15 protein-coding genes are annotated in these 15,488 nt (G+C 53.7%); all 15 read right to left on the bottom strand.

All coding sequences use genetic code 11. From position 1 onward, the window contains the following. Nucleotides 1–51: 51 nt before the first annotated feature. The 15 genes from MIM_RS22170 to MIM_RS12905 are packed head-to-tail and all read right to left on the bottom strand — an operon-like array spanning nucleotide 52 to nucleotide 15,216. Nucleotides 52–561 (bottom strand): DUF2818 family protein, encoded by a 510-nt coding sequence (locus tag MIM_RS22170; RefSeq protein ID WP_025373164.1) that lies wholly within the window; start codon nucleotides 559–561, stop codon nucleotides 52–54. A gap of 14 nt (nucleotides 562–575) precedes the next feature. Further along, the gene (gene nuoN / locus MIM_RS12840) at nucleotides 576–2,060 is read right to left on the bottom strand and encodes an NADH-quinone oxidoreductase subunit NuoN (RefSeq protein ID WP_025373165.1); all 1,485 of its coding nucleotides are present in this window, start codon (nucleotides 2,058–2,060) and stop codon (nucleotides 576–578) included. A 9-nt stretch (nucleotides 2,061–2,069) separates the two neighbouring features. Then, entirely contained in the window at nucleotides 2,070–3,551 is a 1,482-nt protein-coding gene (locus MIM_RS12845) for an NADH-quinone oxidoreductase subunit M (RefSeq protein WP_025373166.1), read from the bottom strand. A gap of 10 nt (nucleotides 3,552–3,561) precedes the next feature. After that, nucleotides 3,562–5,628: an NADH-quinone oxidoreductase subunit L gene (gene nuoL / locus MIM_RS12850; protein ID WP_025373167.1), complete on the bottom strand. Its 2,067-nt coding sequence runs from the start codon at nucleotides 5,626–5,628 to the stop codon at nucleotides 3,562–3,564. A 9-nt stretch (nucleotides 5,629–5,637) separates the two neighbouring features. Then, nucleotides 5,638–5,964, bottom strand: a complete 327-nt coding sequence (gene nuoK / locus MIM_RS12855) for an NADH-quinone oxidoreductase subunit NuoK (protein WP_025373168.1) — start codon at nucleotides 5,962–5,964, stop codon at nucleotides 5,638–5,640. Further along, nucleotides 5,961–6,599 carry an NADH-quinone oxidoreductase subunit J gene (locus MIM_RS12860; RefSeq protein ID WP_025373169.1) on the bottom strand — a complete coding sequence of 213 codons (639 nt, stop codon included), beginning with the start codon at nucleotides 6,597–6,599 and terminating at the stop codon, nucleotides 5,961–5,963. The genes nuoK and MIM_RS12860 overlap by 4 nt, the downstream gene beginning before the upstream one ends. Before the next feature lie 20 nt (nucleotides 6,600–6,619). Next, entirely contained in the window at nucleotides 6,620–7,108 is a 489-nt protein-coding gene (gene nuoI / locus MIM_RS12865) for an NADH-quinone oxidoreductase subunit NuoI (protein ID WP_025373170.1), read from the bottom strand. 12 nt (nucleotides 7,109–7,120) lie between these two features. Then, on the bottom strand, nucleotides 7,121–8,215 hold the full coding sequence (gene nuoH / locus MIM_RS12870) for an NADH-quinone oxidoreductase subunit NuoH (protein WP_025373171.1): 1,095 nt from the start codon (nucleotides 8,213–8,215) through the stop codon (nucleotides 7,121–7,123). Further along, nucleotides 8,215–10,542: an NADH-quinone oxidoreductase subunit NuoG gene (nuoG, locus tag MIM_RS12875; protein WP_025373172.1), complete on the bottom strand. Its 2,328-nt coding sequence runs from the start codon at nucleotides 10,540–10,542 to the stop codon at nucleotides 8,215–8,217. The genes nuoH and nuoG overlap by 1 nt, the downstream gene beginning before the upstream one ends. A gap of 8 nt (nucleotides 10,543–10,550) precedes the next feature. Continuing rightward, nucleotides 10,551–11,912 carry an NADH-quinone oxidoreductase subunit NuoF gene (gene nuoF, locus MIM_RS12880; protein WP_025373173.1) on the bottom strand — a complete coding sequence of 454 codons (1,362 nt, stop codon included), beginning with the start codon at nucleotides 11,910–11,912 and terminating at the stop codon, nucleotides 10,551–10,553. After that, nucleotides 11,909–12,403 carry an NADH-quinone oxidoreductase subunit NuoE gene (gene nuoE / locus MIM_RS12885; protein ID WP_025373174.1) on the bottom strand — a complete coding sequence of 165 codons (495 nt, stop codon included), beginning with the start codon at nucleotides 12,401–12,403 and terminating at the stop codon, nucleotides 11,909–11,911. The genes nuoF and nuoE overlap by 4 nt, the downstream gene beginning before the upstream one ends. A 25-nt stretch (nucleotides 12,404–12,428) precedes the next feature. Beyond that, on the bottom strand, nucleotides 12,429–13,685 hold the full coding sequence (locus MIM_RS12890; RefSeq protein WP_025373175.1) for an NADH-quinone oxidoreductase subunit D: 1,257 nt from the start codon (nucleotides 13,683–13,685) through the stop codon (nucleotides 12,429–12,431). A gap of 1 nt (nucleotide 13,686) precedes the next feature. Then, nucleotides 13,687–14,301, bottom strand: coding sequence for an NADH-quinone oxidoreductase subunit C (locus MIM_RS12895; RefSeq protein ID WP_025373176.1), 615 nt, complete (start codon nucleotides 14,299–14,301; stop codon nucleotides 13,687–13,689). 42 nt (nucleotides 14,302–14,343) lie between these two features. Continuing rightward, complete coding sequence (locus tag MIM_RS12900) at nucleotides 14,344–14,832, bottom strand: NuoB/complex I 20 kDa subunit family protein (protein WP_024005463.1); 489 nt, start codon at nucleotides 14,830–14,832, stop codon at nucleotides 14,344–14,346. Nucleotides 14,833–14,856: 24 nt separating this feature from the next. Continuing rightward, nucleotides 14,857–15,216: an NADH-quinone oxidoreductase subunit A gene (locus MIM_RS12905; RefSeq protein WP_025373177.1), complete on the bottom strand. Its 360-nt coding sequence runs from the start codon at nucleotides 15,214–15,216 to the stop codon at nucleotides 14,857–14,859. Nucleotides 15,217–15,488: the final 272 nt, after the last annotated feature.

A 15,488-nucleotide genomic window follows, 5' to 3' on the forward strand; every position in this document is an offset into this window, starting at 1 on the left:
GCCCGTGTTGCCACTGCCGGTCTTTTCTGTGCCAATCTGGCCGATTAATAATCAGGCCGATTTATGATGTCGGGCAGGATGCTTCATCAAATGACGCCACACGAAACCAGGGTAAGCCAACACCACATAAAGACATGCGGCAATCGCGTAAAACTCCCAGTTTTTCACGGCGGGATTAGCGTAGTTGGCTTCGATAGCAAAACCAATGGCACCCACAATAAAGTAACCCAGCAACACTTCCAGCAAGCGGGTGCTCACATGCTTGACCGACACATAAGGCGTAACCATGGCGCCAGGCGCATACAGCGCAGCACCCAGCAAAACCACACCGCCGAACATATACGGCAGATTTCCAGACTGGGTACTCAACAGCCAGCATCCTGCTGCAATAACACCATAGGACACCACCGCACGCAGAAAGCAGAACCAGAATGGTCTTTGCACGGGTTCCCCCGCCTGCTGCCATGGCGTAAACACAAATGCACGCTCCGTCAGGAATGGCACAATAGCAAATGCAAACGCCAGTGCGATGAAAATCCAGATTGACTCAGCAGGATACATAGAAAAGCCGTCCGTCAGAATTTAAGCGAAGCGTCAATCACCTGCACACACAGGGTCATCAGGCTGCCGGGCAGTATGCCAAGCACAATGATAAGCAGTCCATTGACAGACATCACGCCACTGCGGAATGACCAGGCTGTATCAGGTGCAGGCACACCCTGTACCGGTTCGTCAAAGTACACGACCTTAACTACGCGAAGATAGTAGAACGCACCAATCAATGAGCACAGGACCGCATAGATGGCAAGCCACACATGACCGGCAGAAATCACAGCCTGCAGCACCACCAGCTTGGCATGAAAGCCCACCAGCGGTGGAATACCTGCCAGCGAGAACATCAGCAACAGCATGCCAAAAGCCATGATCGGGCTGCGCTGATTCAGGCCTTTGAGATCGTCAATGTTTTCACATTCAAAACCCTGGCGGCTCATCAGCAACACCAGACCGAAGCTGGCCAGCGTGGTCAGCACGTAGGTTACGATATAAAAAAGCGAAGAAGCATAAGCGCCGCTCATGACGGTACCGTTGGCGGCAACGCCCGACAGCAGTCCCAGCAGAACAAAGCCAACATGCGAAATGGTTGAATAGGCCAACATCCGCTTGAAGTTTGTCTGCATAATGGCCGTCAGGTTACCAATGGCCAGCGACAATACGGCCAGAATGATCAGCATAGGCTGCCAGCTCAGGGCAACTCCATTGAGGCCTTCGATCAACAGACGCAGTGTGATGGCCAGTGCAGCCAGCTTCGGTGCGGCACCAATCGTCAGCGTAATGGCGGTAGGCGCACCCTGATACACGTCCGGGATCCACATATGAAATGGCACGGCACCCAGTTTGAATGCCAGACCGGCCACTACAAACACGGTACCCAGAACCAGGGTCATTTCACCTGCCTGACCACTGCGAATAACCTGGATAACGCCGGCCAGATCCACGTGACCCGTTGCACCATACACCATTGAAATACCATAAAGCATGAAGCCGGAAGCCAGCGCACCCAGCACGAAGTATTTCATGGCCGATTCGGTCGCAACCAGTGAATCACGACGCAATGCAACCATCGTGTACAGGGCCAGAGACATCAGCTCCAGACCCAGATAGATGGTCAGCATGCTGCTGGCAGAAATCATCACCATCTGACCCAGCAACGCACACAGCGTGAGCGGATACAGTTCGCCGGATTTGGACATATCACGATCCACCACATACTGGCGGCTGTAGATCAATGTGACCAGCACTGCGAGGTAAGAGGCGATTTTCAGGAAATGTGACAGCGGATCGGCCACATACATGCCGTAAAAAGTGGTGCCGGCAATACCGCTATTCCATTGCATCAGTGACACGACGGTCATAATGACCAGAGCGCACAGAGAAAAAACATAGGTGGTTTTGCGGGTAGCCTCATGACTGAATGCATCGTAAACCAGAATGCCCATGGCCATGATCACCAGAATGATTTCAGGCGCTGCAAGTGCAAAATTAAATTGATTTTCCATGATGACTCAGTCTTACAATTTAGAAACGGCCACGTGATCCAGCAATTGCTGAACGGACACGTGCATCACATCGGTAAACAGTTTCGGATAAATACCCATTACCAGTACGAAAATAGCCAGGATCGCCAACAGTGCATATTCGCGGCAATTCACGTCTTTCATCTGTTTAACCGCTTCGTTGGTAACATCGCCATAGGCAACGCGCTTGACCATCCACAGTGAATACGATGCACCCAGGATCAGCGCGGTTGCAGTCAACAGACCAATCCAGAAGTTATGCTCGACAGCACCCAGAATTACATAGAATTCACCAACAAAACCACTGGTTGCCGGCAGACCGCTATTGGCCATTGAGAACAACACAAAGAAGGTCACAAATTTGGGCATTGTGTTGATGACGCCACCATAGTCGGCAATGCGACGCGTATGCAGACGGTCATACAGCACGCCGATACACAGGAACATCGCGCCCGATACGAAACCGTGAGAAATCATCTGAATCACTGCACCTTCCATCGCTGCCGTATTGAACAGGAAAAAGCCCAGTGTGACGAAACCCATGTGGGCAACCGAAGAGTATGCCACCAGTTTTTTCATATCGTCCTGAACGATCGCCACCAGGCCGATATAGATCACGGCAACCAGCGACAAGGCAATCATCAGGCCGGCCATGCTATGAGACGCGTCCGGTGCGATAGGCAGAGAAAAACGCAGGAAGCCGTAAGCACCCAGTTTAAGCATAATCGCGGCCAGCACGATAGAACCACCTGTAGGCGCTTCCACGTGAGCATCCGGCAACCAGGTATGGACCGGCCACATGGGCACCTTGACGGCGAAAGCTGCCAGCAATGCAAAGAAAATCAGCATTTGCGGTGTATAGCCCAGCTTGGCCTGCTGCCACACCAGAATATCAAACGACCCGGTCTGCGTGTACAGATAGATGAAAGCGACCAGTGTCAGCAGTGAGCCCAGCAGGGTATACAGGAAAAACTTGAACGCGGCATACACCCGGTTCGGGCCACCCCACACACCGATAATAATGTACATCGGGATCAGCGTAGCTTCGAAGAATATATAGAACAGCAAACCGTCCAGCGCGGCAAACACCCCGACCATCAGACCCGAGAGGATCAGGAACGCAGCCATATACTGGGCAACGCGTTTGGTGATCACTTCCCAGCCAGCCAGCACCACGATGACGGTGATGAAAGCGGTAAGCAACACCAGCCACATCGAAATACCGTCTACGCCCAGATGATAGGTCGCGGAAAAGGCTTCGATCCAGGGTGTTTTTTCGACAAACTGCATTTGTGCCGTCGAACCATCGAAACCGAAATACACCGGCAAAGTGACCAGAAAACTGATCACGGAGCCGAACAGTGCCAGCTTACGGGTGAAATCGGCGCGTTCGTCGCTGCCCATGATCAGAACCAGAATACCGGCAACGATCGGCACAAAAATTGCCAGGGACAGCCAGGGTAAGGTAGAAGTCATTTCGCCCATCTTAAAGTACCAGCACAAATATTGAAATGAAGGCAATCACGCCAACGATCATGGCAAATGCATAATGGTAAATATAACCAGACTGCAGATGACGGCTGATGGCAGCCACCAGCCCGACCAGACGCGTACTACCCGAGACCAGACCGCCATCGATCACACCCTTGTCGCCCACGTTCCAGAACAGTGAACCCAGACCACGGGCACCACGGGCAAAGATATTCTCGTTGATCCAGTCAACATAGTATTTGTTTTCCAGAACCCGGTTGATGCCGGACAGCGAGCGATAGACACGTGCAGGCAAGGCCGGATTAACCAGATAGCAGTACCACGCCACAACCAGACCGGCAATCATCAGCCAGAAAGGTACGGTGGTGAAGGCATGCAGACCATACGCGAACCAGCCGTGGAATTCATGCGCCAGCTCTTCCATCGCAGGGTGCGCTTCGGAAACCGTAATCACGCCCTTGAAGAAATCGCCGAACAGCAGCGGATCGATCACCCAGGCACCGACAATCACCGAAGGAATCGCCAGCAATAGCAGAGGCAGGGTCACCACCCATGGAGACTCGTGCGGCGTGCCACCGTGATGATGATCATCATGGCCGTGCGTATCGTGTGCCGTCCCATGTGCCGCGTCATGGCTGTCGCTATGATGAGCGTCACCGTGATGCGCATGGCCATCTGTGCTGAAGCGCGGTTTGCCATGGAACACCAGGAAATACACGCGGAACGAGTACAGTGATGTCACGAACACACCAATCAGTGTTGCCCAGTAGGCAAAGCCGCTGCCCCACACCGTTGCTGCACCGGCAGCTTCGATAATGTGTTCTTTGGAGTAGAAGCCGGCAAAGAATGGCGTACCCACCAATGACAGCGTACCGATCAAAAAGGTGATCCAGGTGATAGGCATATATTTGCGCAAGCCACCCATATTGCGGATGTCCTGATCATGGTGCATGCCGATAATCACGGAACCCGCACCCAGGAACAGCAGCGCCTTGAAGAACGCGTGTGTCATCAGGTGGAAAATCGCGATCGGATAAGCCGATGCGCCCAGCGCCACCGTCATATAACCCAGCTGCGACAGCGTTGAATAGGCAACCACGCGCTTGATGTCGTTCTGGATAATACCCAGAATACCCAGGAACAGCGCGCCGATACTACCAATCACAATCACAAATGAAAGCGCGGTGGGAGACAGCTCGAACAGCGGTGAGAAACGTGCCACCATGAAGATACCTGCGGTCACCATGGTTGCCGCGTGAATCAGGGCAGAAATAGGCGTCGGGCCTTCCATCGAATCGGGCAGCCAGGCATGCAGCGGCACCTGGGCTGATTTACCCATGGCACCAATAAACAGACAGATACATGCCACCGTAATCAGATGCCAGTCGGTCCCTGGAAACGCAGTCGCTGCCAGTTTGTCCGATTGTGCAAAAACATCGCTGTAATTCAGTGAGCCGGTATAGGCAAACAGCAGTGCGATACCCAGTACGAAACCGAAGTCACCTACACGGTTAATCAGGAACGCCTTCATATTGGCGAAGATCGCTGTGGGACGCGTATACCAGAAACCAATCAGCAGATACGAAACCAGACCCACCGCTTCCCAGCCGAAGAACAGCTGCAGCATGTTGTTGGCCATGACCAGCATCAGCATTGAAAAGGTGAACAGCGAGATATACGAGAAGAAACGCTGGTAACCCGGGTCATCGGACATATAGCCGATGGTGTAAATGTGCACCATCAGCGAAACGGAAGTGACCACCACCATCATGAGCGCGGTGAGCGCATCAACCAGGAAGCCCACCTCGGCCACGCGGGTGCCAATCAGACTCCAGGTGTACACCGTATCGTTATAGTGTGCGCCGTTAATGCCTACCTGGTACAGCACATAGGCTGACCCAAAGAACGACACGGCCACCAGAATGATCGTAATCATATGGGAGGCGCGACGGCTGACTGTACGACCGACGAAGCCGGTCCCGAACAGGCCGGTCACGATGGCACCCAGCAAGGGAGCCAGCGCAATAACCAGCAGCAGTGAAGATGATAAGGAGTTGTTCATTCCGGATCCTTACCCTTTCAAACGACCGATGTCGTCCACATTGATTGAATTGATTTTACGGAACAGCATCACAAGAATCGCCAGGCCGATAGCCGCTTCAGCAGCAGCCACCGTGAGGATGAAAAATACGAATATCTGTCCGGCTGTATCAGGCATGCCATCGGCACCCGGCATCCAGCTGGAGAAAGCCACGAAATTGATATTAACGGCCAGCAGCATCAGCTCGATCGACATCAGCAGACTGATCAGATTGCGCCGGTTCAGAAAAATACCAAATACGCCCATGGCGAACATAATCGCGCCAAGGATCAAATAATGAGCGAGTGATATGGTCATTTGCCTTCCCCTGCTGGTTTCACATCCTGGTCTTCTGCCGTGGGCACTTCACGCTGCGATGGAATATTAACCATCTTCAGACGATCAGATGCCTTCACATGCAACTGCTGATCGGACGTCACGTACTTGCGATTACGACGCTCGCGCAAGGTAAGCGCAATTGCGGCGATCATACCTACCAGCAGCGTTACCGCACCAATCTGAACGGCATAGGAGTAGCGGGAATACAGGGCAATACCCAGTTCACGCGTATTGTCATAATCAGCAGGCATGGAGATGGACGGACCGGAACCCAGGTACATATTGCCCAGTACAAAGGCAATTTCCAGAACCATGACGCCACCCACAACCAGGCCCAGCGGCAGATAGGTTTTGAAACCGGACCGCAGATTGGCCGGCGTAATGTCGATCATCATCACAACAAACAGGAACAGCACCATCACGGCGCCCACATAAACCAGAACCAGCAGCAGCGCCAGAAATTCCGCACCCAGCAGCATCCACAGCATGGAAGCTGTAAAGAAGGTCAGAATCAGGTGCAGCACCGCCGTTACCGGGCTGGTCGCCGTAATGACCCGCGCACCTGCAATGATCAGGATAACGGCCAGAATATAAAAGAGAACAGTTGTAAACATGGTTATCTTCTCATTTGCCTTTATCGGTAACGGGCATCAGCTTCGCGACGCGCAGCGATCTCGGATTCATACTTATCTCCTACAGCGAGCAGCATATCCTTGGTGAAATACAAATCGCCCCGCTTCTCACCGTGGTACTCATGAATATGCGTCTCAACGATGGAATCAACCGGGCAGCTCTCTTCGCAAAAGCCGCAGAAAATGCACTTGGTCAGATCGATGTCATAGCGCGAGGTACGACGAGTGCCGTCATCACGCTCTTCTGATTCGATGGTAATGGCCAGGGCAGGACACACTGCTTCGCATAACTTACAGGCAATGCAGCGCTCTTCCCCATTGGGATAGCGACGCAAGGCATGCAGGCCACGGAAGCGCGGTGAAGCCGGCGTTTTCTCGTAAGGGTACTGCAGCGTAATCTTGCGCTTGAAGAAATACTTGCCCGTCAGACTCATGCCTTTCAGCAATTCAGTCAGTAGCAGGCTGCCAAAAAAATCTTTAATTGCACTCATGTCTCTGTCAGCCTATTTCCAGATATTAAAAGGCGTCTGCATCCAGATCGCGACAACCAGTAACCAGATCCCGGTAAGCGGAATGAATACCTTCCAGCCCAGACGCATGATTTGGTCATAGCGATAGCGGGGAAAGGAAGCGCGGAACCAGATAAACAGTGACACCACGAAAAATGCTTTCAGACCCAGCCACAACCAGCCAGGGACCCAGGTAAACGGCGCGAAATCCAGAGGTGACGACCAGCCGCCCAGGAACATCACCGAAGCGATGGCAGACAGCAGAATCATGTTGGCGTATTCGGCCAGGAAGAACAGTGCGAAACCCATACCTGAATATTCAACCATGTGACCGGCAACAATCTCGGACTCCCCCTCAACCACGTCGAACGGGTGGCGGTTGGTTTCAGCAACGGCTGAAATCACATAGATCACGAATAGCGGCAGCAAGGGCAGCCAGTTCCAGGACATGAAGTTCACACCATGTGAGGCAAACCAGCCTTGAGTCTGGCCCTGTACGATGCCGTTCATGTTCAGCGTACCTGATACCAGCAACACGGTTACCAGCACAAAGCCCATTGCCAGCTCATACGATACCATTTGTGCCGAAGCACGCATCGCCCCCAGGAAGGCATACTTGGAGTTGGATGCCCAGCCGGCGATGATCACGCCGTATACACCAATAGAGGTAATGGCCATCACATACAGCAGGCCGGCGTTGACATTGGCCAGCACGACTTCAGGACCGAAAGGCACCACTGCCCAGGCGGCCAGCGCCGGAATCAGCGTAAGTACCGGTGCGATAAAATACAGCACCTTGTTGGCCTGCGCCGGTACGATGACCTCTTTGGTGAGCAGCTTGAGCACGTCGGCAAACGGCTGCAACATACCACCAGGGCCAACGCGATTGGGACCGCGACGTACGTGCATGTATCCAATCATGCGACGTTCCCAAAGGGTAAGGAAAGCCACGCAGATAATGATGGGCAGTGCGATGACCACAATCATGACCAGCGTCCAGATGACGAGCCATGCCACCGGGCCGAGCAGATCGGTTCCCCAGACATTCACTGCCTTGACGCCGTCGGTAAACCAGGACCAGATATCCATCAAAGTTTCTCCACGAATACATTACCGAAAGCACTGCCAAGTGCGGCAGTTTGTGCAAAGCCCTGGGCGATGCGAACTGTATTGTCTGCCAGGCGATCATCCTGCTTAGCCTGGATTTGTATATCGTTACCGTTGCTGCCACGCACCTTTACGGTATCGCCGCTTTGAACGCCCAGGCGCGCAAGCGTTGCTGCGTTCAGGCGGGCTACCGGTGCGGCGCTGGCGGGCGCCTGCTGCAGTGATTCGGCACGACGCACAATGGCGTCGGTACGATAGATCGGCAGATCGGCCACACGCTGCAGGGCACCATCGGCTACCGGTGCTGCTGTCGCTGCGCCGGCTACCGCTGTGACCTTGTTGGAGAGCTTGGCGGCAAAGCCGTTGAGCAGCACGCTGTCGCGTACGGATTCGGATGTCTCGTCTTCAAAGTCTGTCAGCTTCAGAATATTGCCCAGGACGCGGAGCACTTTCCAGGCCGGACGACTTTGTCCCAGACCGGCAACCACGCCCTTGAAGCTTTGCGCACGGCCTTCGGCATTCACAAACGTGCCGGAGGTTTCAGTAAACGGCGCAACCGGCAGCATGATGCGTGCCCAGCTCTCTGCTGCTGATTTATATGAAGTAAGTGCAATGGAGAAGGCACCGGCCAGCATTTTTTCTGCCTTGTCGCCATCATCCATGTCCAGCGCCGGCTCGGCGTGCAGAACCAGATACGCCTTGAGCGGATTGTTCATCATTTTGGCCACGTTCATACCGTCTTCCGTCGCCACGGCACCGGCAAGATAGCCACCTACCGTATTGGCGCCCGCTGTCAGGAAACCCAGTGTGCCATTAACCTGCTGTGCAATGGTCTGAGCCTGAACAGCCAGTTGCGACGCGTGTGGCGACGCGACAGCCATATTACCCAGGAACACTGCGCTCTTGCTGCCGCCAGCCAGAATGGCTGCGACATCAGCAGCCGTCAGATCCTGTTTGCCCGGTGCCGGTACTGCCTGCTCTGCAGACTTGCCTGCTGCTGCCACCTGAGCCACAAAAGCCGGTAACTGATCCGGTGCAACAGTTATCCGTTTTGCAGTGGGGATCAGCGGATCGTCGCCGGTTGTATCAATAATAACGATCTGGGTGCCGTGTTTGGCTGCCTGACGCAGGCGCTGCGCGAACAGCGGATGATCCTTGCGCAGCACTGAACCAATCACCAGCACCCGGTCCAGGGTATTCAGTTCGGCAATGGGCATGCCCAGCCAGGGCAAACCCTGCAGTGACTGCTCAAAACCGGCATCGGTCTGGCGCAAGCGGAAATCGATGTGCTGCGAACCCAGGCCACGCGTCAGGCGAGCCAGCAAGGCCAGCTCTTCGACGGTAGAGTATTCCGTAGCAAGTGCACCGATCTGGCCGTCACCATGCGTTTGGTTAATGCGCTCCAGCACCTGTGCGGCGGCTGTGAGTGCGTCATTCCAGGAAGCCTCGCGCCATACGCCGTCATCGCCCTTGATCATGGGCGTTTGCAGACGGTCGGCAACGTTAAGGCCTTCATAGGACCAGCGATCCTTGTCGCTGATCCAGCATTCATTAATCTCTTCGTTCTCGAACGGCACGACCCGTTTCACCTGATCGCCCTTGACCTGTACCACCAGATTGGAACCTACGCTATCGTGTGCGCTGATTGAGCGGCGACGCGCCAGCTCCCAGGTACGCGCGGTATAGCGGAACGGTTTGGAAGTAAGTGCACCAACAGGGCACAAATCAATCATATTGCCGGACAATTCAGATTCAATGGCATTGCCCACAAACGTCTGAATTTCAGAATGTTCACCGCGATTGAGCATGCCCAGTTCCATGACACCGGCCACTTCCTGGCCGAAACGGACACAGCGGGTACAGTGAATGCAGCGACTCATTTCTTCTGCAGACACCAACGGGCCGACATCCTTATGGAAAACCACCCGTTTTTCTTCACGGTAACGTGATTCGTCATTGCCGTAGCCCACGGCCAGATCCTGCAACTGACACTCGCCGCCCTGATCACAGATAGGACAATCCAGCGGGTGGTTGATCAGCAGAAACTCCATCACACTTTTTTGCGCAGCAACCGCCTTGGCTGAGCAGGTGTGCACCACCATGCCCTGCGTCACCGGTGTGGCACATGCCGGCAGCGCCTTGGGCGCCTTTTCGACTTCTACCAGACACATACGACAGTTGGCCGCAATGGACAGCTTCTTGTGATAACAGAAATGCGGAACGTACAGACCCAGTTCGCTGGCGGCATGCATAACCATGCTGCCTTCGGGCACTGATACGGGTTTTCCGTCTATGGTAAGTTCAACCATGCTTTGACCTACAGATATTGAGGAACCACACATTGCTTATGCTCAATGTGGTATGCGAATTCATCGCGATAATGCTTCAAAAACCCGCGAACAGGCATTGCCGCCGCGTCACCCAGCGCACAGATGGTGCGGCCCATGATATTGCCGGCAATGGTATCGAGCAGATCCAGGTCTTCCTGGCGACCCTGCCCGTGTTCAATGCGGTTGACCATGCGATACAGCCAGCCGGTACCTTCCCGGCAAGGCGTACACTGGCCGCAACTTTCTTCAAAATAGAAATACGACAGGCGCAGCAGGGATTTAACCATGCAGCGCGTTTCATCCATGACAATGACCGCGCCGGAACCCAGCATTGAACCAGCCTTGGAGATGGCATCATAGTCCATAGTGAGATTCATCATAATCTCGCCGGGCAGCACAGGCGCACTGGAACCACCAGGAATCACGGCTTTGAGCTTGCGGCCATCACGCATCCCACCCGCCAGTTCCAGCAGTTTAGAAAACGGCGTGCCTAGCGGTATTTCGTAATTGCCCGGACGTTCAACGTCGCCGGTAATGGAAAACAGTTTGGTTCCACCATTGTTGGGCAGACCAATTTCCAGATACTGCTGGCCACCGTTGCGGATGATCCATGGAACAGCCGCAAACGTTTCGGTATTGTTAATGGTAGTAGGTTTGCCGTAAAGACCAAAACTGGCCGGGAATGGCGGCTTAAAGCGTGGCTGCCCTTTTTTGCCTTCAAGCGACTCCAGCAGCGCCGTTTCCTCACCGCAGATATACGCACCGTAACCATGGTGGGCGTGCAACTGGAATGAGAACTCAGAACCCAGGATCCTGTCGCCCAGCAAGCCCGCAGCACGCGCTTCTTCCAGCGCCTCTTCAAAGCGCTCGTACACTTCGAAAATCTCGCCGTGGATATAGTTGTAGCCTACCGTGATGCCCATGGCATACGCAGCAATGGCCATGCCTTCAATCACAATATGCGGATTGGAACGCAAAATATCGCGATCCTTGAACGTGCCTGGTTCTCCCTCGTCGGAATTGCAGACCAGATATTTCTGTCCGGGGAAATTGCGGGGCATGAAGCTCCACTTCAGACCGGTAGGAAACCCGGCACCGCCCCGTCCACGCAGCCCTGACGCCTTGACTTCGGCAATAACGTCTTCCTGGGTCATACCGGTGGTGAGGATCTTGCGCAGTGCTTCGTAACCGCCACGCTTGACATAATCTTCAAGACGCCAGTTCTCGCCGTTAAGATCGGCCATGATCTGCGGCTGAATATGCCGCCCGTGCAAAGCCATGGAACCATTCAGGTCGCCAGCAGGGTTGGCATTGAGCCCCTGTGAATACTTGCTCAGAATCACACTCATGCGGCATCTCCCTGTTGGGCAAGCTCTGCCAGCATGGCATCGATTTTTTCGGTCGACATACGTACACACATATGGTGGTTGTTCACAATAAGAACCGGCGAATCTCCGCAAGCACCCATGCACTCCCCTTCCTGCAGGGTAAACAGGCCATCGCTGGTGGTTTCGCCCAGTTCGATACCCAGTTTCTGCTTCAGATAGTCGGCGGTTTTCTCACCGTCACGCAAGGCACAGGGCAGATTGGTGCAGACGCTGATCTTGAACTTGCCTACAGGCTTGTTGTTGAACATGTTGTAAAAGGTGGCCACTTCCTGGACCGCAATCGGCTCGACGCCGATATAGCGTGCCACATCGGCAATCACTTCTGCCGATACCCAGCCTTTTTCCACCTGCGCAATGCGCAGGGCCGACATAATGGCGGACTGACGCTGATCGGCCGGATATTTGGCCAGCTCTTTGTCTATCCTTGTATACGCCTGTTGAGAAAGCAACATTTTTTAATCCAGTAATCCGCTGCGATCAGCGGTCAATTTCACCAAACACGATATCCTGAGTACCGATGATCGTGACAGCATCGGCCAGCATGTGGCCGCGGGACATTTCGTCCAGTGATTGCAGATGTACAAAACCCGGTGGACGGATCTTCAGGCGATACGGCTTGTTCGCGCCGTCAGACACCAGGTAAATACCAAACTCCCCCTTGGGGTGTTCCACTGCGGAATATACTTCGCCTTCTGGAACCGGAAAACCTTCGGTAAAGAGTTTGAAGTGGTGGATCAGCTCTTCCATATTGGACTTCATGCTGTTCCGCTTCGGCGGAGTAATCTTGTGGTTATCATTGATAACCGGGCCGGGATTATTACGCAGCCAGTGTACGCATTGCGAAATAATACGGTTACTTTCCCGCATCTCGGCAACACGAACCAGATAGCGATCATAGCAGTCGCCATTGGTACCTATCGGAATATCAAATTCCAGGCGATCGTACACTTCATAGGGCTGCGTACGACGCAAATCCCAACTTACGCCAGAACCACGCAGCATCGGACCGGTAAAGCCCAGCGCCATGGCACGATCAGGATCCACGACGCCGATGCCGACCAGACGCTGTTTCCAGATGCGATTATCCGTGAGTAATGTTTCATACTCATCGACACATTTGGGAAATCTTTCTGTAAACGCTTCAATGAAATCGAGCAGTGAACCTTCGCGGGTTTCATTAAACTGCTTGATCTCGCGCTTGCTGCGATATTTGGAATCCATCTTGTGCTGCGGCATGCTATCGGGCAGATCGCGATACACACCACCCGGACGGTAGTAGGCAGCATGCATACGTGCACCCGAGACAGCTTCGTAGCAATCCATCAGATCTTCACGCTCACGGAAGGCATACAGCATGGCGGCCATGGCGCCCACGTCGAGCCCGTGCGTACCAACACTCATGAGGTGGTTCAGCAAACGGGTAATTTCATCGAACATCACGCGAATGTACTGAGCGCGCAACGGCACCTCAATACCCAGCAGCTTCTCGATCGCCATTACGTAGGCATGTTCGTTACACATCATGGAAACGTAATCGAGACGATCCATGTACGGCAGTGCCTGAAGATAGGTTTTATGCTCGGCCAGTTTTTCGGTGGCGCGATGCAGCAGGCCGATATGCGGATCGGCACGCTGAATGACCTCGCCGCTTAACTCCAGGATTAGGCGCAGCACACCGTGCGCAGCCGGGTGCTGGGGACCGAAGTTAAGGGTGTAGTTCTTGATTTCTGACATGTTAACGTCCTACTCCGTAGCCTTCCTCGCGGATCACGCGTGGGGTAATTTCGCGCGGCTCGATGGTTACGGGCTGATAAATCACGCGCTGAGAAGCCTCGTCGTAACGCATTTCCACATATCCGGACAGTGGAAAATCCTTGCGGAACGGATGGCCGATGAAGCCATAGTCGGTCAGGATACGACGCAGATCGGGGTGACCCTCAAAGACAATGCCGTAAAGGTCGAATGCTTCGCGCTCGAACCAGTTAACGGCAGGCCAGATATCGACCAGCGTAGGCACTACCGGAAAATCATCATTCGGCACCCAGGCACGTACCCGCAGGCGCCAGTTATGTGTGAGCGACAGCAGCTGCACCGCAACGGCAAAACGGGAAGGAAACGTACGCGCGGCGTGAGCGCCGGGCTGACCGTAAGTTAAATAGTCCACTCCGCACAAGTCGATACAGGACTCAAAGCGGAACGCGGCGTCATCACGCAGAAACCGACAGGTTTCTATCCATTTTTCGGCTGGAATTTCCAGGTTAAGCTCACCATGAGCGCTGGTGACGGAGAACGACTCTAGTTCGCCGAACTGTGCGCGCAGGGCTTGTTCCAAGGTTTCTAAACGGGTCATAACATTGACGCTTTTACAATAAGAGGTGCGGCCGTCGGCCGGTTACGCTTCGCGTGCGATGGTATTGGTACGACGAATCTTGTTCTGCAACTGCAGCAGGCCATATACCAGGGCCTCTGCCGTGGGCGGACAGCCCGGCACGTAAATATCAACCGGGACAATGCGATCACAACCACGCACAACTGAATACGAATAGTGGTAATACCCACCACCGTTAGCACAGGAGCCCATGGAGACAACCCAGCGCGGCTCTGCCATCTGGTCATAGACCTTGCGCAGCGGCGGCGCCATTTTGTTGCACAGCGTGCCGGCAACAATCATGACATCTGACTGCCGCGGACTGGGCCGGAAAATAATACCAAATTGATCCAGGTCGTAGCGTGCCGCACCCGCATGCATCATTTCGACAGCACAACAGGCCAGACCGAAGGTGACGGGCCACATAGAGCCGGTTTTCACCCAATTGAGCACGGCATCGGTTGAGGTAACCAGAAAGCCCTGCTTGTTCAATACGTTTTGTTCAGAAGACATAGTGACATACACTCCCGGGAACGATTAATCCCAGTCCAGTGCACCCTTTTTCCATTCATAAATAAACCCGACAGTGAGCACTGTCAGGAAGACGATGACCGTCCAGAATCCGACCAGACCGATCTGTCCATTGGCAATGGCCCATGGAAACAGAAAGGCGATTTCCAGATCGAACAGAATAAACAGAATGGCCACCAGATAATAACGGACATCAAAGCGCATACGTGCGTCTTCGAAAGCCTCGAAACCACACTCGTAAGGTGAGTCTTTTTCGGTACCGGGCTGACGCGGCCCCAGGAACGATCCCATTGCCAGCAGCGCAACGCCAATAATGGCCGCAACCACAATAAAAAGAAGGACCGGGAAGTATTCAGCGATAGACATAATACGCCGCCACAAAGATTGAAATGAAAATTTATAAACTTTTAGATTGTATCATTTCACAAACATCAGCGTGCGGATTCATCCGGTAAAAAACAGATAATTAAGTGCTTTGAGGCTCCTTGATACAACAGTTTTCCGGGCAACTGAATTGCAGCTTAACAGATTGATCTTTCAACTAAAATTAGTGGATACCTAAAGCCAAAAGACACGAGAACAAAGGTAGAACGTACGCCGATTTCTGATGTCCGATGCCCCCCCCTTCGAGAGCCTCC

The sequence above is a fragment of the Advenella mimigardefordensis DPN7 genome (assembly GCF_000521505.1).
In the GTDB taxonomy this organism is placed as follows: Bacteria; Pseudomonadota; Gammaproteobacteria; order Burkholderiales; family Burkholderiaceae_B; genus Advenella; species Advenella mimigardefordensis.

Bases quoted from the DNA above. Each gene is read 5' to 3' on its own strand.
- MIM_RS22170 (WP_025373164.1), bottom strand. From the start codon at position 561: ATGTATCCTGCTGAGTCAATCTGGATTTTCATCGCACTGGCGTTTGCA.
- MIM_RS12845 (WP_025373166.1), bottom strand. From the start codon at position 3,551: ATGACTTCTACCTTACCCTGGCTGTCCCTGGCAATTTTTGTGCCGATC.
- nuoL (WP_025373167.1), bottom strand. From the start codon at position 5,628: ATGAACAACTCCTTATCATCTTCACTGCTGCTGGTTATTGCGCTGGCT.
- nuoK (WP_025373168.1), bottom strand. From the start codon at position 5,964: ATGACCATATCACTCGCTCATTATTTGATCCTTGGCGCGATTATGTTC.
- MIM_RS12860 (WP_025373169.1), bottom strand. From the start codon at position 6,599: ATGTTTACAACTGTTCTCTTTTATATTCTGGCCGTTATCCTGATCATT.
- nuoI (WP_025373170.1), bottom strand. From the start codon at position 7,108: ATGAGTGCAATTAAAGATTTTTTTGGCAGCCTGCTACTGACTGAATTG.
- nuoH (WP_025373171.1), bottom strand. From the start codon at position 8,215: ATGGATATCTGGTCCTGGTTTACCGACGGCGTCAAGGCAGTGAATGTC.
- nuoG (WP_025373172.1), bottom strand. From the start codon at position 10,542: ATGGTTGAACTTACCATAGACGGAAAACCCGTATCAGTGCCCGAAGGC.
- nuoF (WP_025373173.1), bottom strand. From the start codon at position 11,912: ATGAGTGTGATTCTGAGCAAGTATTCACAGGGGCTCAATGCCAACCCT.
- nuoE (WP_025373174.1), bottom strand. From the start codon at position 12,403: ATGTTGCTTTCTCAACAGGCGTATACAAGGATAGACAAAGAGCTGGCC.
- MIM_RS12890 (WP_025373175.1), bottom strand. From the start codon at position 13,685: ATGTCAGAAATCAAGAACTACACCCTTAACTTCGGTCCCCAGCACCCG.
- MIM_RS12895 (WP_025373176.1), bottom strand. From the start codon at position 14,301: ATGACCCGTTTAGAAACCTTGGAACAAGCCCTGCGCGCACAGTTCGGC.
- MIM_RS12900 (WP_024005463.1), bottom strand. From the start codon at position 14,832: ATGTCTTCTGAACAAAACGTATTGAACAAGCAGGGCTTTCTGGTTACC.
- MIM_RS12905 (WP_025373177.1), bottom strand. From the start codon at position 15,216: ATGTCTATCGCTGAATACTTCCCGGTCCTTCTTTTTATTGTGGTTGCG.